Raw genomic sequence first — 19,124 nt, forward strand, 5'->3', positions numbered from 1 at the left:
CGGATCAGTCCTCGGGGTGGTCGGCGTTGGTGACGAAGCGCAGGCGCTTCATCTCCTCCCAGCGCTCGCCGGTCGGCCGGTAGCCCGTCCCGGGCCCGGCGTAGTCGTTCTTGTCATTCACGGCGGAGAGCGTGTTGCCGTTGCGGTCGATGATCGCCGCGGTCTGCAGCAGGTCGCCGGCGACGCGCTGACGCAGCAGGTCGAAGAGCCCGGCGGCCAGGTCGGGGAACCCGCCGGCGTCCAGCGCGCGCACGACGTCGAGGCCGGTCACGCCGTCCTCCGTCATCCGGGTGGCGGCCTTCAGGTCCTCCACCACGTCGCGGCGGGGGAGGTCCTCCGAGCCGTGTCCGTAGACGACGGCCTGAATCTCCTCCTCCGTGATCGCGGGGAACCCGAGCTGCTCGAACACCGCCTGCAGCGCGCGCCCCGCCTTCTCGCGGGCGGCCAGCAGCTCGGCCTCCTCGACGTGGCGCAGGCCGCCGTCGATCTTCAGGTCGCGCTGGATGACGTTCCAGTCGTCGAAGTCTGCGGCGTCCCAGTTCGAGCCGGCGAACATGTTGTCCGAGTTCGGCACCGCGGAGTAGCCCGAGCAGACGAAGTCGGTGCCGGGCAGCATCTGCATGAGCGAGCGCGAGACGCGGCGCATGTCGGAGTGGCTGAAGGACTGGTCGTTGCCCGACGCGCACTCGAGGTCGGCCATCGCGGCGATCAGGTTCTCCGCCAGCACCGCGCGGATCCCGGAGGGCACCGCACCGGGGACGCCGATGCACGAGATCGAGCCGTTCTGCAGGCCCTGGACGCCGCCGCCGCGCGTGACGAGGATGCAGCGGATCTCGAGGTAGAGCATCGACCGGCCCTCGGCGTTGCCCATCTGCACCTCGGAGCCCGTGCCCGACGTGAAGCGCATCTTGATGCCGCGCGACGCGTAGGCCGAGGCGAGGAACGCCTTGGACCACGGCGTGTCGTCGCCGTCCTTGAACACCGCCTCGGTGCCGTAGACCGAGATCGTCTCGGCGTAGGTCGTCAGGCCGCGCATGCCGAGGGAGAGCTCCGTGGCCTCCTCGAGCGCGCACTGCGTGAGGATCCCGGGGCGGCCGGCCTGGGCGCCCACGAGCAGTCCGAGGGCGACGAGCGGGGCGTAGCGGACGATGCCGAGCGTGGTCTCGAGCTCGTCGAAGCCGCGGCGGGCGGCCTCGGCGGCGTCGGCGGCGACCTGCAGCGGGTTGTCGCGGGCGCTCGTGCAGTGCGCCTGGTTCGACGGGGTCCGGCGGGACCGCATCTTCTGCATCGCCATCATCATCTCGACGACGTTCATCGTCTTGACGACCTCGAGCAGCGCCGCCGGCGTGAGGCCCGAGGCGATGCGGATGACCTCGGCCCGGGGCAGGCGCGCGTCGACGAGCATGTGGGCGATCTCGACCGGCGGGATCGCCATCGCCTCCTCAGCGACGGCCGGGTCGATGGCGCGGTCGGCGATGAACGTGTCGAGGAAGTCGAACTCCTCGCGGGTCCGGCCGTCCATCTCGACGATCACGCCGTCCTCGACGCGGACGCTCGGCGTGGGGTCGCCGTCGTGCTCCATCGCGACGAGGCCGACCTCGGGCCACTCGTCGACGAACCCGTCGCGGTTGACGGGGCGGTTCTCGAGGATCTCGGTGCGGCGGGAGCGGCGGGGGCCGTCGTCGCCGGCGCCGGTGCCCGCGGGCTGGTTCAGGGTGCTCGACATGATGGGGCTCTGTCCGGTTCCGAGGGGAGGTCAGTCGGCGAGGCAGTCGCGGCGCTCGTAGACGCGGGCGGCGTCGCGGACGAGCTCGGCGTTGATGGGCGCGGAGTACGTCGACTCGAGCTCCTCGGCGATCGCGAGCAGCTCCTCCTTCGTCGACGCGTTCGGGCGCAGCGCGGCGTAGATCGACAGCACGCGCTCGTCGGGGACGGCCGTCAGCTCCGCGGCGCGGCGGAAGTTCTGGGCGAGCTGCGGCCGGTGCGCCGCCTCGGCCACCTCGGCCTGGAGCGCCAGGGTGTTCGGCGTGATGCGGAGGTCCTCCGCGGTGACGCCGCCGTGCAGCGCGCGCTCGAGCGTCAGGTCGTCCAGCGTCTTGCCCGTCGGGGTCCGCAGGAGGTCGGGTCGGTGGCGCCCGAGGGGGTAGTCCTTCTGCGGGTCCAGCGTCGTGGGGGCGTCGGCGTCCATGGGGTCTCCTGATCGGCGGGGCGGGGCCGGAACACCCCCCGGGTGGCGCTTGTTGCGCCCGTCCGGGAAGTGCATGATGTGACGACCATCACCTCCGCGGTCCGGCGTTGCAACGCGGGGGCGGGGGTAGCAGCGACGTTGCGCGGACAAGGAAGGACGCGGGCTCCCCCACATGCAGAACCCCTGGCTCGGCATCTCTCCCGGCATCGACCCGGTCGGGCTCGCGCGACTGCTCGCGAAGGCGCACGAGCGGGCCGCGGCGGGGCGCCCCGTCCCTCCGATGGTGCGCGAGGTCATCTCGTCCTCGTGGGCCCGCGCGGCGAGTGCCGGGATCGACCCGGGCGAGCACGACGTGCCGATGGTGCTCGACTACGGCGACGCGATGGCGCGCTGGTCCGAGCACCCCCTGAGCCGGTTCGGCACGGTCATCGAGGGCGTGCTGGGCGAGGTCGCCCACGACGTGCAGCACCTCGTGACGGCCGCGGACGTCGACGGCACGATGCTGTGGTCCATGGGGCACCCGCGGGTGCTCGCCGCGTCGGAGTCCATCCGCTTCGTCCCCGGCCACCTGTGGGACGAGGACGTCGCCGGCACCAACGGCATCGGCACGGCGCTGAAGGTCGACCACGCCGTCCAGATCTTCTCCGCCGAGCACTACGCCCGCCGGTACCACCAGTGGTGCTGCACCGGCGCACCCGTGCACGATCCGGAGACCGGCAAGGCGATCGGCGCGCTGTGCCTGTCGACGGGCATCAAGGGCGCCCACCCCTACGCGCTGTCCCTCGTCCAGAGCGCCGCGAGCACGATCGAGGCGATGCTCGGTGGCGAGCTGGCGATGCGCCGCGAGGCGCTGAAGAGCCGCTACTTCGAGCTGGCCGCGAGCCGCCCGGGCACCCCGAGCGCGCTCGTCGACCGCGCCGGCCACGTGCTGGCCTGCCAGCCCGTCGGCTGGCTCCACGGCCCGCTGGTGCGGGTCGACGGCGGGGGCTTCATCGGCAGCGGCGGCGAGGCGGTCCTGGCCGCGGAGCCGCTCGCCCACGGCGCGTCCGTCGTGTGGCGCGAGCGCGCGTCGTCCAAGCGCCCGGCCGCGCCGGAGGAGCCGCTCGAGATCGAGGTGCTCGGCCGCTCGTCCGCCAGGATCCGCCTGCACGGCCATGAGATCGTCCTGCCGCCGCGGCGCTCCGAGGTGCTCCTGCTGCTCGCGCTCTCTCCCGGCGGCCTGACCGCCCGCGACCTCGCGATCGAGCTCTACGGCAGCGACGACGCGCTCGTCACCGTCCGCGCCGAGGTCTCCCGCCTGCGCCGCCAGCTCGGCGGCCTGCTGGGCACGAAGCCCTACCGGCTGGTGGGACCGGTGCGGCTCGACCTGCTCGAGCTCGAGGCGCGGCTGGAGGAGCACGGTCCCGAGGGCGACGGTGCGCGCGACGCCGGCGCCGACCCGCTGCCCGGCGCCGACAGCCCGACGGTCCTCGCCGCGCGCGACCGCCTGCAGGCCCTGCGTCATCCGGACGCGCCGCCGCCCGTGGTGCCGATGGCCGAGGCCGCGTAGGGACCCGGACGGTCTCCCCGACCGAGGCCGCGTAGGGCCCGTCGAGCTCCCCGGCCGCGGGATCGCACCGACCCTGGGCCCGGGCGCGGCCGACGGCGTCCGCTACCCGTACCGCTCGCAACCTCGTTGCAACGTGGTCGTGTGGCGGGGGCGGGACGAGGATCGGCCCATCCGACAGTCGGGGCCCGACGGGCGCCGACGACCCTGAGGAGGGGGATGCATCGTGAGCACGGAACATGACGGGGTGGCCGGGGCCGACGCCGGGACGACGGGTGCGCCACGTGGTCCGGGCCACCGTCGCTGGGGCTGGCAGCGGACGATCCGCGGCGAGCTGGCCTCGGAGTTCCTCGGCACCTTCGTGCTGATCCTGCTCGGCAACGGCGTCACGGCGATGTCGATCGCGGCGCTGAACCAATCGGGGCGCGGAGCCGAGGCGTTCGCGGCCAGCGGCGACTGGCTGCTGCTCGCGGTCGGCTGGGGCCTCGCGGTGATGTTCGCCGTCTACGTGGCGGGTGGGGTCAGCGGCGCGCACCTCAACCCGGCGGTCTCCGTGCTGCTGGCCGCCCGGCGCGGGTTCCCCTGGCGCAAGGTGCCGGCCTACGCGGCGGTGCAGGTCTTCGGCGCGTTCTGCGGCGCGGCGGTCGTCTACCTGAACTACAAGGGCGCGATCGACAGCATGGAGGTGGCGGGCAAGATGACCCGCGGCGAACCGGACTCGCTGTCGGGGTTCGCGATCTTCGCGACGACCCCGGCCCCGTACTTCGACTCGTGGGTCGGCCCGTTCGTCGACCAGGTCATCGGCACGGCCCTGCTCGCCGGCCTGCTCTTCGCGGTCACGGAGGAGCTCAACCCCGCCGTCCGCGCGACCCTCGGACCCATGCTCATCGGCCTGATCGTCGTGGCGATCGGCGTCTCGATGGGCGCGAACGCCGGCTACGCGATCAACCCGGCCCGTGACCTCGGGCCCCGCGTCCTCGCCTGGGTGGCCGGGTGGGGCGACCTGGCCCTGCCCGGCGACTACGGCAAGGTCAACGGCTACATGTGGGTCCCGATCGTGGGCCCGATACTCGGCGCCCTGCTGGGCGGCCTGATCTACGACCGCTTCATCGGCGGCACGCTCAAGGCCCGCGAGGAGGCGGGGATCGAGGCCGAGGTCGGGCGGACTACGGCGAACGGGCCGGCCTGAGGGGTCCGACCGCACGACGTGTAGCCGTCAGGGCTGGCGGCCGAACGTCGTGACCGCCGGCTCCCAGGCCGGAACGGGATCGACGGGCTGACTCCGCGCCAGGCCGTCCTCCGTCCACCGCACCGCGCCGTCGATCGCCAGCGACAACGCGGTCGAGGTCCCGACGGCGCGCACGCCGGCGCGGTCGGCCAGCATCACCGTGTGGCGACGGCCCGTCGGGCTGGTCTCCCCCGACGGCGCGCTCCACGCGAGGGCGCCAGGGGCCAGCACGACGGCGGGCCAAGCCCCGAGGGCGGCGATCAGGAACTCCGGGGTGGGCGTGCCCGGGGGCGCGTCCCGCTCGACGGCCGGCGGCGGCGCACCCGGGGCGGCCAGGCCGCCCGGGGCGTCGAAGGTCTCACCGGTGACCATGTTCCGGCCGACGGAGCGGTGGAACACGACCCGGGACCCGCAGGCCGATCCCTGCTCCGTGCGCCGATGCTCCAGCACGAGCCACGGCCCGATCGCCGCGGCCCGGTCGATGTCCTGCCAGCTCGAGCAGTAGTGGTCGGAGCTCGAGACGGTCGACTCCGCGTGGATCAGTCGCCCGCTGCGGGGATCGCACACGAGCACGTGGTTGACGTCCGCCGACCCCTCCTCCCCGGTCGTGAACTCGTCCACCTGGCGGATGCGCCAGGGTCCGACGTCGGACCAGGCACCCGCCGTCGGTCGGGCACACCGTCCGGGTCGTGCCGGGGCGAACGCCCGCGGCTGATCCTCACCGTCCACGATGAGGTGCTGGTCGTCGACGAGATGGATCGTGAAGGTCCGGGCACGCTCGGAACGCGAGAGCGGGACCCGTGCGGGACGCCCGCGGCGGGGCCAGGCCCACAGCGACGACTTCCAGGACGCCCGTCGCCCCCGGCGCTCCGAGAGGGCCCAGGCGACGTCGCCGCTTGGTGTGACCGTGATCCGGCCGTCGCGCGCGCGGAGCCTGCCGGTCGGTGCGGTTCGCGCCGTGCGGACGCCGACGACCCGGCCCCGGCGGACGCGGCCCACCGAGAGCACCCCACGGCGGGGCCCGCTCGCGGTACGCCAGGCGAGGCGGTCGCCGTTGAAGCTGACGCCGACGACGTGGTCGTAACCGCGCAGGGCGGGCAGGCGCGCGATCGAGGTCCGGTCGGCACAGAGGTACGGCGTGCGACGGGACCCCGTGGCGGGCGCCGTGCGGACCGTCAGGGCGCGCTCTCCGTCTCGGCTCGCCCGCAACGCCAGCCCCTGCACGAAGCCGGCGGGTGGCGACCACTCCAGGACGTCCTGCGTGCCCCAGGTGACCGCGACGGTCGATACGGGCGACGCCGGGGTGGCGCATGGCGCCGCCCCGGCGGCCGGGGCGGCGCCGAGCAGGCAACCAGCGGCGATGGCGCAGGCCGCCGCGAACCGGACGACCGCTGATGCGGGACGGGATGAAGGGGGCACGCGGCTCCGGACGGTGGGGACACCGGAAGGAACCCGGTGCGGTGTCCGTCGATGCGGCGGGCGTGGCAGGTGCGGAGACCGCCCACCGGGGGCGCGCGCACCCGCCGGCGCCCGATCCTGAAGGCGAAGCGTGCGCTCCGTGCGCCGTCGCGCGCGTGCCCTCCCTACCCTTGGGCGCCATGTTCGCCGTCTCGCGCACCGACCCCCGTGGCACCCGCCGGTTCCTGAACCTCATGCTCGTGCTCGCGATCATCGACTTCGTGCTGCTCGTGCCGCTGTTCCTCGGCATGATCGGCGTCATCGACACGGAGTCGTTCGTCGCGCCGATGGGGATGACGCACGGGCTGCTGTTCATCGCGCTCGTGGGCCTCGGCGCACTCGGCGTGCTGCAGCGCCGCTGGAACTGGAAGTACCCGGCCGCCGTGGTCGTCGCCGGGCTCGTCGGCCTCGTGGTCATCCCCGACCTGCTGATCCGCCGCGAGCTCGAGACCGCGGTGCCCGCCGAGCGCTGAGTTCCGGCGGCGGCCGCTCAACCGGCCGCGCGCTCGCGCAGCCGGAACTTCTGGATCTTGCCCGTGCCCGTCTTGGGCAGCGCGTCGACGATCTCGACGCGCTTGGGCACCTTGAACCCGGCGAGCCGCTCGCGGACGAACGCGCGCAGCTCCTCGGGGTCGGCCCCGTCACCGCGCAGCACGACGTAGGCGACGGGCACCTCGCCCCAGCGCTCGTCCGGGGCGCCGACGACCGCGACCTCGCTGACGGCGGGGTGCGCGTTCAGCGCCTGCTCGACCTCGATCGTGGCGATGTTCTCGCCGCCCGAGATGACGACGTCCTTCAGCCGGTCGCGCAGCTCGACGTAGCCGTCCGGGTGCATCACGCCGAGGTCGCCGGAGTGGAACCAGCCGCCGCGGAACGCCTGCTCCGTGGCCTCGGGATCGCGGTAGTAGCCGATCGTCACGTTGTTGCCGCGCATGACGACCTCGCCGAGCGAGACGCCGTCGCGGGGCACGTCGTGCAGCTCCTCGTCGACGACCCGCAGGCGCTCGGAGACGATCGTCCCGACGCCCTGCCGCGCGCGCAGCCGCGAGCGCTCCTCCTCCGGACGGTCGTCCCAGTCGGGGTTCCAGGCGCAGACGGCGAACGGGCCGTACGTCTCGGTCAGCCCGTACATGTGGGTGATCCGGATGCCCAGCTCCTCCGCGCGGGCGATGAGCGCCGGGGCGGGCGGCGCGCCGCCCACCACCAGGCTCACGGGCGTCTCGAGCGGGGCGGCGTCGGGGGACTCGACGATCGTGACGATCACCGTCGGCGCCGCGCACAGGTGGGTGATGCCCTCGTCGCGCAGCCCGCGCCAGATCGCCCCGCCCTCGACCCGCGGCAGGCACACGTGCTTGCACCCCGTCGCCGTCACCGCCCACACGTAGGCCCAGCCGTTGCAGTGGAACATCGGCAGGGTCCACAGGTACGCGCTGCGCACGCTCAGCCCGGCTTCGGCGATGACCCCCAGGCTGTGCAGGTACGAGCCGCGGTGGGTGACCATCACGCCCTTCGGCCGCCCCGTGGTGCCCGAGGTGTAGTTCACCGACAGCAGCGCGCGCTCGTCCTCGGGAAGCGCCAGGTCCCGCGGCGTGGCGTCGGCGAGCAGGGCCTCCCACTCGCAGCCGTCCCCGCCGTCGGGAAGCACCCATACGACGTCCGGAGCGGCGTCGCCCAGCTCGTCCAGGGCGGGCTGGAGCGCGTCGCGGAGGCCCTCCCAGGCGACGAGCAGCCGGGCGCCGCAGTGCTCGAGCACGTAGGCGTACTCCGCCGCCGCCAGGCGGGTGTTCAGAGGCACGATCACGCCGCCGGCGCCCGGCACCGCATAGTGCAGCTCGAGCATGGCGGGCACGTTGGGCAGGGCCGCCGCCACCCGGTCGCCCGGCCCGACGCCCCGCGCGTGCAGCCCGCCGACGGCGCGCCGCACCCGCTCGAGGTGCTCGGCCCACGTCCAGCTCCGCGCCCCGTCGACGACGGCCGTCCGCTCCGCCCATACGTCGGCGCTGCGGAGCAGGAAGCTCAGGGGCGTGAGCGGCGCGTCGGCGACCGCCGGGGTCGCGGGGTGCTGATCCTCGTGCTGCACGTGCTCGTCCCGTCGTGGGGGCTGGCCTGGTCGGCCGAACGTACCAGCGGCGGCCTCCCGGACGGGACGGCTGCGGCGCTCAACCCGAGGCGGCGACGACGGCGACGCCGAGCAGCGTGAGCGCCGCACCGCCGGCCTGGGCGCGCGACATCCGCTCGTCCAGGAGCGCGCGGGCGAGCAGCACGGTGATCACCGGATAGAGCGAGGAGAGCACGGAGACGACGGGCAGCAGGCCGGAGCGCGAGGCCACGGCGAAGAGCAGGCTGGCGGAGATGTCGATCGCGCCGGCCAGGGGGAGCAGCCCCGGCGAGCGCAGCTGCGGGCCCCACGTGCGCCAGCGCACCGCCAGCAGCGAGATGACGATCACGACCTCCGTCGCGCGGGCGACGAAGACGGCGGAGAGCGCGTCCTGCTCGGCGGCGAGGTCGGTGAGCACGAGCCCGACGCCGATCCCCAGCGCCGCGCCCAGGGCGTAGGCGACGCCGCGGGGCTCGACGCGGCCGCCGTCCGTGCTCGGCGCCCGGGCGGCGAGCACGGATCCGGCCGCGGCCACGGCCAGCCCGGCGAACGTGTATGCGTTGGGGGCCTCGCCGGAGATCACGCCCCAGATCACCGGCACGATCGCCCCGGTGGCGAAGATCGGGGCGAGCACGGACATCGGCCCGATCGCCAGCGCGCGGTACAGGCACCACATGCCGCCGATGAGCGACGCGCCCGAGCACATGGCCGCAACCCAGCGCTCCCCGACCACGGGGCCGCCGCCGATCAGGACGAGCACGCCCACGATCACGAGGCCCGTCGGGCGCGTGATCCCCAGGACGCCGACGACGTGGCGGCCGCGGGTGGCGCGGCCGCCGATGAAGTCGCTCGTGCCCCAGGCCGCCGAGGCCAGGAGCGCGAGCAGCAGGGCCGTCACGCCGGCGACCCGAGCGGGGACAGGCGGGCCGTCATGCCGTCGACCCGCCCGGCGCCACGCGCGCGGTCACGACGCGGCGGGGACGGCGCTCATCGCGCCGCGGGCAGCACGGCGGGCGCGCCGAACGGGCGCAGGCACTCGGGGAGCACGACGCTGCCGTCCTCGCGCTGGCCGTGCTCGAGCAGCGCGATGATCGTGCGGCCGACAGCGACGGCCGTGCCGTTGAGCGTCGCCAGCGGCTCGGCCTTCCGCGGCGGGGTCGCGGCGGCGTCCTTGATGCGGATGCCGAGCCGGCGGGCCTGGAACTCCGTGGTGTTCGAGGTCGACGTCAGCTCGCGGTAGGTGCCCTGCGAGGGCAGCCACGCCTCGCAGTCGAACTTGCGGGCGGCCGACGCGCCCAGGTCGTCCACGGCGATGTCGACGACGCGGTAGGGGAGGCCGAGCTCGGTGAGGATCTCCTCCTCGATCGCCAGCAGCCGGGCGTGCTCGTCCTCGGCGTCCTCCGGCGGGACGAAGCTGAACATCTCGACCTTGTCGAACTGGTGCACGCGGAACAGCCCGCGGTCGCTCGCGCCGGCCGCGCCGGCCTCACGGCGGAAGCAGGGCGAGAAGCCGGCGTAGCGCAGGGGGAGCTCCGAGGCGTCGAGGATCTCGCCCGCGTGCATCGACGCCAGGGCGACCTCGCTCGTGCCGACGAGGTAGAGGTCGTCGTCGGGCAGCGTGTAGATCTGCTGCTCCGTGTCGGGCAGGAAGCCCGTGCCGTAGAGGGCGTCCTCGCGCACGAGCACGGGCGGGATCACGGCCTCGTGGCCCTTGCCGCGCAGCTTGGAGAGCGTCCACTGCACGAGCGCGAGCTCGAGGAACACGAGCTCGCCGCGCAGGTAGGCGAACCGCGAGCCGGAGAGCCGCGCGCCGCGCTCCATGTCGACCCGGTCGGGGCCGGCGAGCTGCAGGTGGTCCTTCGGCTCGGTGGCGCGGGCGGCGACCTCGAAGACGCGCTCGTCGCCGCTGGCGTACTCGATCACGCCCGCGGCGGCGGGCCGCAGCTCGAGCCCGTCGATCGCGGGCTCGCCGACCGTGCGCACCACGGTGTCCTGGAGCGGCGCGTCCGGGTGAGGCAGGTTCGGCAGCCGGTGCTGGGTCGTCTGCAGGTCGGCCTCGACCGTCGTCAGCTCCTCCTGCAGCGCCTTCGCGCGGGCCGAGACCTCGCGCATGTTGGCCACCGCGGCGTCGGCGGCGGCGGTGTCGCCCGTCTCCTTCGCGGCCTTCTTGGCCCGCGCGATCGCGCCGTTGGCAGCGTTCTGGTCGGCGCGGAGCGCCTCGAGCTCGGGCAGCAGCTCGCGCCGGCGCTCGTCCAGCGCCAGCACGCGGTCGAGCGTCTCCGCGTCGGAGCCTCCGCGGCGGGCCAGGGCGGCACGGGCGGCGTCGGGGTCGCGGCGCAGGGCCTTCAGGTCGAGCATCACGGGGGAGGCTAGCGGTGGGTCACACCCTCCTGCCCGACCGTCGCCGGCGACCCGTGGTCGTCACTCGACGAGGTGGGTGGTGGTCCGCTCGAACTGGGCGGGGCGTTGGACGCCAAAGGGCGCCCGGGGCGGGGTCGACCCGTCGAGCGGGACGGTGGCCACGAACTCGTCGTGGAGGGTGCCCGAGAACCGGCTCTGCGCTGCCTCCATCGCCAGCACGAGCTGGCCCGTCGGGGCGTCGAGGCCGGCACGGAGCACCGAGGCCTCCGTCGAGCGGGAGTCGGGCAGCCCGACGGCGTGGGCCACCCAGACGGGCGTGATCGGCCGGCCGCCCGATCGCAGGACGCGCACGCGGCCGGCGGCGTCGAGGGTGCGCAGCGGTTCGCCCGTGGCGGGGCGCGGGACCGGCTCCGTGGCGCCCCCGGCCAGGATCCAGCGCCCGTCGGGGAGCGTGCCCACCACGTCGTAGGGGAACGTGCGCAGGCGCTTCGTGGAGCCGTCGGGGCGGACGAGCACGGCGGGCCCGGCGGTCGCGTCCAGACCCGGAAAGGTGTCCCGCGCGGGGTCGTGCTGCACCATCGACAGGCGCACCAGCACCCCGCTCCTACTCGGGTAGGCGCGGTCGTAAGCGGGAGCGCCGCGGCGCAGGGTCCCGGTCTGCGACCAGGTGGACGACGCCCCGGGGCGGCCGGTGACGCGGATGCGCACGGTGAAGCGGCGGCGCAGGCTCGCCCGGACCGTCTCGTCGACGCTCCCGCTGTCCGGGTCGCCGGTGCGGCCCTCTCCGGCGGGGGCGGTCAGGCCCGCCGCCACCCGCACCGTGCCGCCACCGGGCAGGTCGATCGCGTCCTCGCGGCGGACGGGTCCGCAGCGGCCTGTCACGGCGTCGCACCGGCGGACGGTCGGCCGGGTGAACCACGGGTCGCCCGGCAGCACGTCGAACGCGTGCAGGGCGAGGGAGGTGCCGTCCGGCGACCACGTGATCCACGGGGTACGGAGGTCGTAGGCGGGGCCGTCGGAACCGGACGCGTCGACGCCGAGCGGCGCCCCGTCCGGATCGGTGAGGGGCATGGACGCCCCGCCCCCCACGCGAACACGCCGGCGCGGCGCTGGGGACGCGCGGCATCCTCCGTGCCAGCGAACGCGACGCGCCCGCCGTCCGGCGACCGGCCGAGCGCGGCGAGCGCGTCGGGCAGGCCCGTGACGGGCACGGCCGCGGTCGGGCGGCCGGCGAGGGGGACGATCGCGACCGCCGCGGTCGAGGGCGCCTCGTTCGACCGTACCGTGTCCACCCGCACCACGTCGGCGGGCGCGGCGGCGGGGGCTCCGAGGGACGCGGCGGCCACGCCGGCGACGAGGGCCTGCCGCACCGAGCGGCGGAGCCGACGGGGGCCAGGGCCGGAGACGCCGCGGGCGGTCCGGGCGCGAGGGTGCTCAGCGGACGGCATAGCTCGCTCCGGTCTTGTGGTCGAGGGTGCGGGCGGGCGCCGATCCGTCGAGCGGGACCCGGACGACCGCGCGGTCGGACGGGGCGAAGACGATGCCCCCGGACCCCCAGTCGCTCAGGGTCACCACGAGGTCGCCGCCACGGACGAGGACGCTGTCGAAGCGGGCGCCGACGGCGAACGGGTCCGGCAGTCCGGCCTCGAGCGCCAGCCGCACCGGGGTGAGCGGCCGACCCCCGACGGGCAGCCCTCGGACGCGGCCACGGGCGTCGAGGACGGCGAGTTCCGGTTCCGGCGCCTCGGCGGTCCGTCCCGGCCCGACGTCGCGCGTGGGCATGATCCAGCGGCCGTCCGGGAGCGACCCGATCGGGTCAACGCCGAGGCGACGGCCGAACGTGCGCACGCGGCCCCCGGGCGTAACGAGCCACGGGCGCAGGGCGCGGGTCGACACGGACACCGCGGGCCCGTCGGAGGGCTCGGAGCGAACGGGACCCACGCGGGTGCGCGTGCGGCGCACGAGGACCCCGGCCGGGCCGGACGAGGGCTGCGACGCGAACGAGACCACGCCGGTCCGCCCTCTCCCGGTGACGGCGCGCAGTACGCGCAGGCGACCACGGGGAGGGACGACGGACGCGGCGGTGACGACCAGGCGGCGCGCCTGCTCCAGGATGGAGCGCTCCTCCGCGACGCCGAACCCGCTGTGCGTCCCGTTCTCGTCGTCGCCCCCACGTGTGACCGGGCCGTCCAGGCGGAGGAGGCGGCCGCGCCCGAGCGGGATCAGCTCCGCCGGCGCTGCGGGGCCGGCGGAGGTGCAACGGGCCGGTCGGAGCGTGCAGACGACGGCGCGGGTGGTCGCGCCCCCGGGCGACGGGCTCGCGTTCTCGCGGACGAGCAGCCGGCTGACGACGAAGGCGGAACCCGACGGCGCCCAGCGGATCGTCGTCGAACCCGTCTCGGCGGTCCAGCCACCCCGGCCGACGTGTCGGCGGTTCGACCCGGGGGACACGGGCCGGGCGGGCAGCCCCGGAGGCGTCAGGAGGCGGATGCGGCCGTCGCGTACCGAGACCACGAAGATTCGACCATCCCCCCGCGCGGAGGCGAAGGTGCGGCCGTCGGGGGCCAGGCCGGTCTGGGCGTCGGTCCCCGGACCGGGCAGCGTCGCCAGCCACCGCCGGGTGCCGTCGGGAGCAATGATGTCGAGCCGGGTGACGGCCTGTTGGCGGGGGCCCGATCCCCGCGACTCTGTGACCGCGCGCAGCACGCCGCCCGCGGGGACGGCCGCAGGCTTGGCGGCGACCGCCGGGCTGGCGACGGCGACCGCGGCGAGCGCGGTCACAACGGCGAGGACGGAAGGGCCCGATCGCGGGGACCTCGGGCGGGACGACGGCACGGCGACTCCTGGACAGGCGCCGCGGGAGCGGCGGGGACCGGGCCAGCCTAGCGCCCCACCGTCGGATGCGCCGGCGCCCGGCCCGTGGCCCTGCGCCCGGCCCCTGCACGCGGCCGCGTACCCTCCTCGCGATGCCCCAGCCCATGGATCCCCAGCAGCGGCGCGACCGTTGCATCACCGTCTACGGCCGCCGCGCGGTCCTCGAGGCGCTGCGGGACCCGAAGCTCGAGGTCGCCGCGGTGACGATCGCCGAGATGGGCGGCGCGGTCACGAGCGAGGTCAAGAAGTCCGCGACGGAGCGCGGCGTCGAGGTGCGCGAGACGTCCGCCCACCGCGTCTCGCTCATCTCCGGCAACGGCCGGCAGGACCAGGGCGTCGTGGCCGACGTCGTCGCGCCCGAGATGGGGGCCCTGACGGATCGCCTCGAGGAGCTCTCCCGCGATCCGTCGCGCAAGCAGCGGCTGCTCGTCGTCGACGGCGTCACGACCCCGGGCAACCTCGGGCTGATCATCCGCTCCGCGACGGCCGCCGGCGTCGACGGCATCGTCGTCCCCCGCCGCGGGACCGCCGCGATCGGCCCGCAGGTCGTGAAGGCCTCGGCCGGCACGGCGTTCTCCTCCCCGATCCTGCGCACGACCGACGCGCCGGGCGCACTGTCCGAGCTCACGGACGCGGGCTTCGCGATCGTCGGCCTCGACGCGGGCGCGCAGACGTCCCTGTGGGAGCTCGACCTGCCCGACCGCATCGCGTTCCTCGTCGGCGGCGAGCACGAGGGCGCCTCGGCGGAGTCCGCCGCCTTCGCCCACTCCTGGACCGCCGTGCCCATGCCCGGCGGCGTCGAGTCCCTCAACGTCGCGTGCGCCACGACCCTCGTGGCGTTCGAGATCGCCCGCCGCGGCTGACCCCCGGGAACGACGAAGGGCGGCTCGCGCCGCCCCTCGGTCCCGCTACGTGGTGGCTGTCGCTCAGCCGCCGGAGGTCTCGGCGGCCTCGCCGACGGACGGCGTGCCCGTGCCGGCGGGCGTGTCACCCGACGTGGGCGGGCCGGTCTCGGCGCACCGCTCCTCGGGCGTCTGCTGCTTCTGCGGGCTGGACGACTTGCCCGTCTTCAGGCCGGAGTACTTGCAGAGGAACGACGCGACGGCCTCGGCGTCGTCGCCGACGGCGATGTTCGCCGGCATGATCGCGCCGGAGAAGCCGCCGTTGCGCAGCGCGTAGAGCACGGCGCCCTTCGTCTCGGCGCGGAGGTCGAACGTGGGTCCGTCCGTGCGCTCACGGTCCTTGATGCCGTAGGCGCTCCCCTGCGTGCCGGCGACGGCGAGGGTGTGGCACCCGGAGCACCGCTCGGCGAAGATGTTCGCGCCGCGCAGCACGGCCGGGTCCTTCTCGCCCTTGAGTGGTCCGTTGTCGATGTTGGTCTGGACCGACTCGGACCCGCAGGAGGCGAGGACGAGGGTGGCCGCCAGGGCACCCAAGGTCGTGAAGGCTCGACGCTGCATGTCGCCGGGATCCTAGACCAGGAGTCGCCCCTCGAGGCGCGCGCCCGCGAGGAGATGCACGATGATGCGCGCGATGTCCGGCCGGGAGCGCCCCCACGACCCCCGCCACGACCTGCGTTGGGTGCTCGTCGGACTCGTCGTCGTGGGCCTTCTGGTGCTGGTCTTCCGGGCCGTGTGGAACACCGGTCCGGAGCGACGGATACGCGGAGGCGAGGCCCGCCTGCAGCTCCGGGAGTACACCATCGAGCCCCGCAACCTCGTCATGCAGGCGGGCCCCCTGGTGATCGTCGGCCAGAACACCGGGCGCCTCGTCCACAGCCTCCGCGTCGTCTCCGACGACGACAAGCGCGGGAACCGCCGCGCCCGGTTCGCGATCTCCGACCCGCCCCCGCTGCGCCCCGGCGAGTCCCGCCCGCTCCTGCGCACCTGCCTCGGCCCGGGCGACTACCGCATCATCAGCGGCCAGCCGGGCGAGGAGGACCTCGGGATGGTCGCCGACCTCCGCGTCGACGGCCCGGCCCCCGCATGCCCGCCCGCGGTCGGCGAGCGCCGCGAGGAGCCCCCGCAGCAGGCCGACGAAGAGGGATAGACGAGCGCGGGCCTCGAGCGCGCCAGCGCCCGTCGCGGGCCGGGAGCGCCGCTTCCGGCGGCAGGACTGGCCGGGGCGGCGCGGGGGAGTGGTTCGAGCGCGGAGCGGAACGGGGCCGCCGGTCGAGCGCGCGCAGGACGGAGCGGGGCGACCGAAAAAGATCTTGCGTGGTCGGGAAGGAGTCGCACGCGCGAGGGTGAACCACGGACTCGCCCCCGGTACTGGCCACGAAGACCCTTTCGCATCTGCACTTGATGCCCGCGACTGGTCTTTGACGGCGGCAACCATCTGGCCGGTACCGGGGGTCGTTTGATGCGGGGCCTCGGGCGCGCCAGGGCGTTGGCCGGGTTTCCGCCGACGCGTCCGGCGTGGTGACTGACCGGGCCGTTTCGCGTGCGGTGCCGGCCCACCCGAGGCGGGGGCGCCGATCGGGTTCGGCTCCGCGGCAGGTCGCGTTCTCCTGGTCGTCGGGAACCCGACGATGTACGGCTCGACCAGGACCGGGACGCCGAGACCTGGATCGTGCGCCTCAGGCCCGGTCGATGTACGTCCTGGTCTCGGACGCTTCGCCGAGACGTGCATCGTCGGCCTACCGCGTCCCGGGACGTCGTCCGGCGAGCCCGACCGGCCTCCGCCCGGTTCGCCACCCCGCACGGGGCCGCGCCCCTGAGCCGCGCCCCGCCCCGAGTGCGCCCGCCCCGAGTGCGCCCCTGCCCCGAGCGCGCCCCGCCCTGAGTGCGCCCCGCCCCGAGCGCGCCCCCGCCCCGAGCGCGCCCGGACCCGCGCCCCCGAACGGCGCCCCGCCTCGGGCGCGCCGGCGCAGCACGCGCCCGGCCCCGGCCAGTCCCCGGCCGAACGACCCGGCGCCAACCCGGCCGAAGCTCTGGCGCGCACGAGGCCCACCATCCACCCCCCCCCGTTCGTCGGGTTGCGGGCCGGGGCGTGCCGATTGCCGCAACGGTGGCGAGCGGCCCGCGTGGGCCCGTCGCCTAGAGCCCGCCGCGCTCGACCGCGACGCGCAGCGCGAGGAACGCGATCACGAACGCGGCGGTCGCCATCACGCCGATCTCGCGGCGGATGATGTCGCGGACGACGCCGCGCTGGCCGGCGTCGTCGAGGCGGCCGACGTCCTCCGCGCCGGAGAGTCCGCGGCGCTCGAGGACCTGCTCGGCGGCGATGATCCGCAGCTGCTCCGCGATGAGCGAGATCGCCACGGGGAGCAGGGAGTAGAGCCAGAAGAGCCAGGAATCGGGCCGCTCACCCGTGATCCAGACCGCGCCGGCCACGATGGTGAGCGCGAGGGCGCCGAGCTGCGTGGCACGGATCGCGAGCCAGTACCGGTCCTGCGCGTCGAAGCGCCACCAGAGCCAGCTGCCCCACGCCCCCGAGGCGAGCGCGACGATCGCGACGAGGAGCGACACGTAGAGCGCGGCGGCGGCCATCGCGGGGGATCGTCGCACGGCGTCGTGCCGGGGGACCGGCAGGCGTGAGCGGCGGGTCGTCACACCGCGCACGTCGGCTCGTGCCGGTTGTGACGAGCGGCACGCAGACATCGTGTGGACCGGCACGAAGCGTCGAAAAGTATGGGTTTCCTAACACCCGGTCGCCCGGTCTGGAGGTGGTAGAACAGACGGCGGTGCTCCGGTCGTATCTGCCGATCCTCATCTTTCTTGTGCTGGCGACGGGCGTTGGTGCGCTCTTCGTGGCCGCGAACTCGTGGTTGGGTCCGCGGTACAAGCGCAGGCCAAGCACGTTCGCCGAGGACGCATACGAATCCGGCCTGCCCTCTGAGGTCCAGCACGGCTTCCGCTTCGGGATCAGCTTCTACCTGATCGCGATGCTGTTCCTGCTGTTCGACATCGAGGTTGTGTTCCTGTACCCGATCGCGGTGCAGCTGCAGGCGTTCGGCACCTTCGCGCTCATCGAGACGGCGGTCTTCATCGTGCTGCTGCTCGTGGCGCTCATCTACGTGTGGCGGAGGGGAGCCCTCGAATGGAAGTGATCAGGAACGGCAAGGCGGGAGTTGCGGGGACCGGCGGCGCCGGCACGCAGCTCACGCAGGCCGACAAGGAGTCCTTCCGGGCCCGCCAGCTGCGGGCCCGTGATCTGCTCCGGGGCGAGCTCGAGGGCGACGACCTCGAGCAGCAGGTGCGCGACAGCATCGTCACGACGACGCTCGACAAGGCGTCCTCGTGGGCCCAGGGCAACTCGATCTTCCCGCTGACCTTCGGGCTGGCGTGCTGCTCCATCGAGATGATCTCGCTGGTCGGCTCGCGCATGGACATCTCGCGCTTCGGCTCGGAGGCCCTGCGCGGCACCCCGCGCCAGGCGGACCTCATCATCCTGGCCGGCCGGGTGTCGATGAAGATGGCGCCGGTCGTCCGGCGCATCTACGACCAGATGCTCGAGCCGAAGTACGCCATCGCGATGGGGGCCTGCGCCTCGTCCATGGGCGTCTTCAACAACTACGCGGTCGTCCCGGCGGACAAGTTCATGCCGGTCGACGTCCACATCCCGGGCTGCCCGCCGCGGCCGGAGTCCGTGGTCTACGGGATCCTCAAGCTCCGCAAGATGATCCAGGACGACCCGACGATGGCCTGGCGCGACCGGTACCGCGCCCACGGCACGGAGGAGACCCGCGGACAGGGCGGCTTCATGTCGCTGGACGAGCTCGAGACGCGCGCGGCCCAGGTCGCGGAGCGCGAGGCGCAGGAGGCGCAGGCGCGTGCCTGACGTCGAGGCGCTCGAGCGCCTGGCGCAGCTCGTGGGGCGGGGGGACGACAGCACGGTGCTGGCGACCGTCCACCGCTCCCGTCGCGCCGAGATCCAGGTCGCCGCGGACCGCATCCGTGAGACGCTCGAGGTGCTCCGCGGCGAGGGCTACACGCACCTGATGTCGGTGCACGGGGTGGACTACTACCCCGAGGAGCCGCGCTTCGGCATCGTCTACGAGCTCCTCTCCTACGAGGAGCAGGACCGCGTGACGGTCAAGGTCCGCGTCCCCCTGAGCGACCCGCACGTCCCGTCCGTGACGCCCGCGTGGCCGACGGCGAGCTTCCAGGAGCGCGAGGCGTTCGACATGTTCGGCGTGGTCTTCGACGGCCACCCCGACATGCGCCGCATCCTCATGCCCGAGGACTACATCGGCCACCCGCAGCGGCGGGACTTCCCGATCGGCGGAGAGCCCGTCCTCTTCACGGGCAACGAGCAGCAGAACCCGGGGTGGTGGAAGTGACCGAGGAACGCCCGAAGGACGAAGAGCGCGACGGGCCGGTACCCGAGGACGGGTCCGCCGCCGCGGCCACCCGCGAGCACGACATGG

At 74.6% G+C, this 19,124-nt stretch carries 18 protein-coding genes; 8 read left to right on the forward strand and 10 right to left on the reverse strand.

Annotation, left to right across the window (positions count from 1 at the left end; all coding sequences use genetic code 11):
* Window positions 1-4 precede the first annotated feature (4 nt).
* A complete protein-coding gene (locus F593_RS0115865) occupies window positions 5-1,726 on the reverse strand; it encodes a propanediol/glycerol family dehydratase large subunit (protein WP_022929731.1) in 1,722 nt (573 codons plus the stop codon).
* A gap of 30 nt (window positions 1,727-1,756) precedes the next feature.
* On the reverse strand, window positions 1,757-2,188 hold the full coding sequence (locus F593_RS0115870; protein ID WP_022929732.1) for a diol dehydratase small subunit: 432 nt from the start codon (window positions 2,186-2,188) through the stop codon (window positions 1,757-1,759).
* Window positions 2,189-2,360: 172 nt separating this feature from the next.
* On the opposite strand from F593_RS0115870, the gene F593_RS0115875 reads away from it, so the two are divergent.
* Both F593_RS0115875 and F593_RS0115880 read left to right on the forward strand, forming a co-directional pair.
* Entirely contained in the window at window positions 2,361-3,737 is a 1,377-nt protein-coding gene (locus tag F593_RS0115875; protein ID WP_022929733.1) for a helix-turn-helix domain-containing protein, read from the forward strand.
* 223 nt (window positions 3,738-3,960) lie between these two features.
* Window positions 3,961-4,923: an MIP/aquaporin family protein gene (locus F593_RS0115880; protein ID WP_245540815.1), complete on the forward strand. Its 963-nt coding sequence runs from the start codon at window positions 3,961-3,963 to the stop codon at window positions 4,921-4,923.
* 27 nt (window positions 4,924-4,950) lie between these two features.
* Here the strand turns inward: F593_RS0115880 and F593_RS25910 are convergent, their stop codons facing one another.
* The gene (locus F593_RS25910; RefSeq protein WP_169449204.1) at window positions 4,951-6,381 is read right to left on the reverse strand and encodes a hypothetical protein; all 1,431 of its coding nucleotides are present in this window, start codon (window positions 6,379-6,381) and stop codon (window positions 4,951-4,953) included.
* Between the two features lie 179 nt (window positions 6,382-6,560).
* On the opposite strand from F593_RS25910, the gene F593_RS0115890 reads away from it, so the two are divergent.
* Entirely contained in the window at window positions 6,561-6,893 is a 333-nt protein-coding gene (locus tag F593_RS0115890) for a DUF3817 domain-containing protein (RefSeq protein WP_022929736.1), read from the forward strand.
* Between the two features lie 17 nt (window positions 6,894-6,910).
* On the opposite strand, the gene F593_RS0115895 is transcribed toward F593_RS0115890, so the two are convergent.
* The 5 genes from F593_RS0115895 to F593_RS0115915 form a co-directional block, all read right to left on the reverse strand.
* Window positions 6,911-8,500 carry an AMP-binding protein gene (locus F593_RS0115895; RefSeq protein ID WP_022929737.1) on the reverse strand — a complete coding sequence of 530 codons (1,590 nt, stop codon included), beginning with the start codon at window positions 8,498-8,500 and terminating at the stop codon, window positions 6,911-6,913.
* 79 nt (window positions 8,501-8,579) lie between these two features.
* Window positions 8,580-9,416: a DMT family transporter gene (locus tag F593_RS0115900; protein ID WP_022929738.1), complete on the reverse strand. Its 837-nt coding sequence runs from the start codon at window positions 9,414-9,416 to the stop codon at window positions 8,580-8,582.
* 89 nt (window positions 9,417-9,505) lie between these two features.
* The gene (serS, locus tag F593_RS0115905; protein ID WP_022929739.1) at window positions 9,506-10,876 is read right to left on the reverse strand and encodes a serine--tRNA ligase; all 1,371 of its coding nucleotides are present in this window, start codon (window positions 10,874-10,876) and stop codon (window positions 9,506-9,508) included.
* Window positions 10,877-10,939: 63 nt separating this feature from the next.
* Window positions 10,940-11,950, reverse strand: a complete 1,011-nt coding sequence (locus F593_RS29985; protein WP_022929740.1) for a hypothetical protein — start codon at window positions 11,948-11,950, stop codon at window positions 10,940-10,942.
* A gap of 363 nt (window positions 11,951-12,313) precedes the next feature.
* Window positions 12,314-13,660 (reverse strand): hypothetical protein, encoded by a 1,347-nt coding sequence (locus tag F593_RS0115915; RefSeq protein ID WP_022929741.1) that lies wholly within the window; start codon window positions 13,658-13,660, stop codon window positions 12,314-12,316.
* A 185-nt stretch (window positions 13,661-13,845) separates the two neighbouring features.
* On the opposite strand from F593_RS0115915, the gene F593_RS0115920 reads away from it, so the two are divergent.
* Window positions 13,846-14,616 (forward strand): TrmH family RNA methyltransferase, encoded by a 771-nt coding sequence (locus F593_RS0115920; RefSeq protein WP_022929742.1) that lies wholly within the window; start codon window positions 13,846-13,848, stop codon window positions 14,614-14,616.
* 63 nt (window positions 14,617-14,679) lie between these two features.
* On the opposite strand, the gene F593_RS0115925 is transcribed toward F593_RS0115920, so the two are convergent.
* Window positions 14,680-15,213, reverse strand: a complete 534-nt coding sequence (locus F593_RS0115925; protein WP_022929743.1) for a c-type cytochrome — start codon at window positions 15,211-15,213, stop codon at window positions 14,680-14,682.
* Window positions 15,214-15,286: 73 nt separating this feature from the next.
* Here F593_RS0115925 and F593_RS0115930 point away from each other — a divergent pair, with 73 nt between their 5' ends.
* Window positions 15,287-15,802: a hypothetical protein gene (locus F593_RS0115930; RefSeq protein ID WP_022929744.1), complete on the forward strand. Its 516-nt coding sequence runs from the start codon at window positions 15,287-15,289 to the stop codon at window positions 15,800-15,802.
* A gap of 989 nt (window positions 15,803-16,791) precedes the next feature.
* On the opposite strand, the gene F593_RS0115935 is transcribed toward F593_RS0115930, so the two are convergent.
* The gene (locus F593_RS0115935) at window positions 16,792-17,244 is read right to left on the reverse strand and encodes a hypothetical protein (protein ID WP_022929745.1); all 453 of its coding nucleotides are present in this window, start codon (window positions 17,242-17,244) and stop codon (window positions 16,792-16,794) included.
* A gap of 194 nt (window positions 17,245-17,438) precedes the next feature.
* Between F593_RS0115935 and F593_RS0115940 the strand changes: the two genes are divergently transcribed.
* From F593_RS0115940 to F593_RS0115950, 3 genes are read left to right on the forward strand one after another with little or no spacing between them, the layout of a single operon-like run.
* Window positions 17,439-17,804, forward strand: a complete 366-nt coding sequence (locus tag F593_RS0115940) for an NADH-quinone oxidoreductase subunit A (RefSeq protein WP_022929746.1) — start codon at window positions 17,439-17,441, stop codon at window positions 17,802-17,804.
* Window positions 17,795-18,535, forward strand: coding sequence for an NADH-quinone oxidoreductase subunit NuoB (locus F593_RS25915; protein ID WP_022929747.1), 741 nt, complete (start codon window positions 17,795-17,797; stop codon window positions 18,533-18,535). Before F593_RS0115940 ends, F593_RS25915 begins: the two co-directional genes overlap by 10 nt.
* Entirely contained in the window at window positions 18,528-19,037 is a 510-nt protein-coding gene (locus F593_RS0115950) for an NADH-quinone oxidoreductase subunit C (protein ID WP_022929748.1), read from the forward strand. Before F593_RS25915 ends, F593_RS0115950 begins: the two co-directional genes overlap by 8 nt.
* Window positions 19,038-19,124 lie beyond the last annotated feature (87 nt).

This window comes from Patulibacter americanus DSM 16676 (assembly GCF_000420025.1).
In the GTDB taxonomy this organism is placed as follows: domain Bacteria; phylum Actinomycetota; class Thermoleophilia; order Solirubrobacterales; family Solirubrobacteraceae; genus Patulibacter; species Patulibacter americanus.

What these genes read in the sequence shown, in the direction of transcription:
- F593_RS0115870 (WP_022929732.1), bottom strand. Translation starts at nt 2,188, where the DNA reads ATGGACGCCGACGCCCCCACGACGCTGGACCCGCAGAAGGACTACCCC.
- F593_RS0115925 (WP_022929743.1), bottom strand. Translation starts at nt 15,213, where the DNA reads ATGCAGCGTCGAGCCTTCACGACCTTGGGTGCCCTGGCGGCCACCCTC.
- F593_RS25915 (WP_022929747.1), top strand. Translation starts at nt 17,795, where the DNA reads ATGGAAGTGATCAGGAACGGCAAGGCGGGAGTTGCGGGGACCGGCGGC.
- F593_RS29985 (WP_022929740.1), bottom strand. Translation starts at nt 11,950, where the DNA reads ATGCCCCTCACCGATCCGGACGGGGCGCCGCTCGGCGTCGACGCGTCC.
- F593_RS0115935 (WP_022929745.1), bottom strand. Translation starts at nt 17,244, where the DNA reads ATGGCCGCCGCCGCGCTCTACGTGTCGCTCCTCGTCGCGATCGTCGCG.
- F593_RS0115890 (WP_022929736.1), top strand. Translation starts at nt 6,561, where the DNA reads ATGTTCGCCGTCTCGCGCACCGACCCCCGTGGCACCCGCCGGTTCCTG.
- F593_RS0115875 (WP_022929733.1), top strand. Translation starts at nt 2,361, where the DNA reads ATGCAGAACCCCTGGCTCGGCATCTCTCCCGGCATCGACCCGGTCGGG.
- F593_RS0115920 (WP_022929742.1), top strand. Translation starts at nt 13,846, where the DNA reads ATGCCCCAGCCCATGGATCCCCAGCAGCGGCGCGACCGTTGCATCACC.
- F593_RS0115865 (WP_022929731.1), bottom strand. Translation starts at nt 1,726, where the DNA reads ATGTCGAGCACCCTGAACCAGCCCGCGGGCACCGGCGCCGGCGACGAC.
- F593_RS0115930 (WP_022929744.1), top strand. Translation starts at nt 15,287, where the DNA reads ATGTCCGGCCGGGAGCGCCCCCACGACCCCCGCCACGACCTGCGTTGG.
- serS (WP_022929739.1), bottom strand. Translation starts at nt 10,876, where the DNA reads ATGCTCGACCTGAAGGCCCTGCGCCGCGACCCCGACGCCGCCCGTGCC.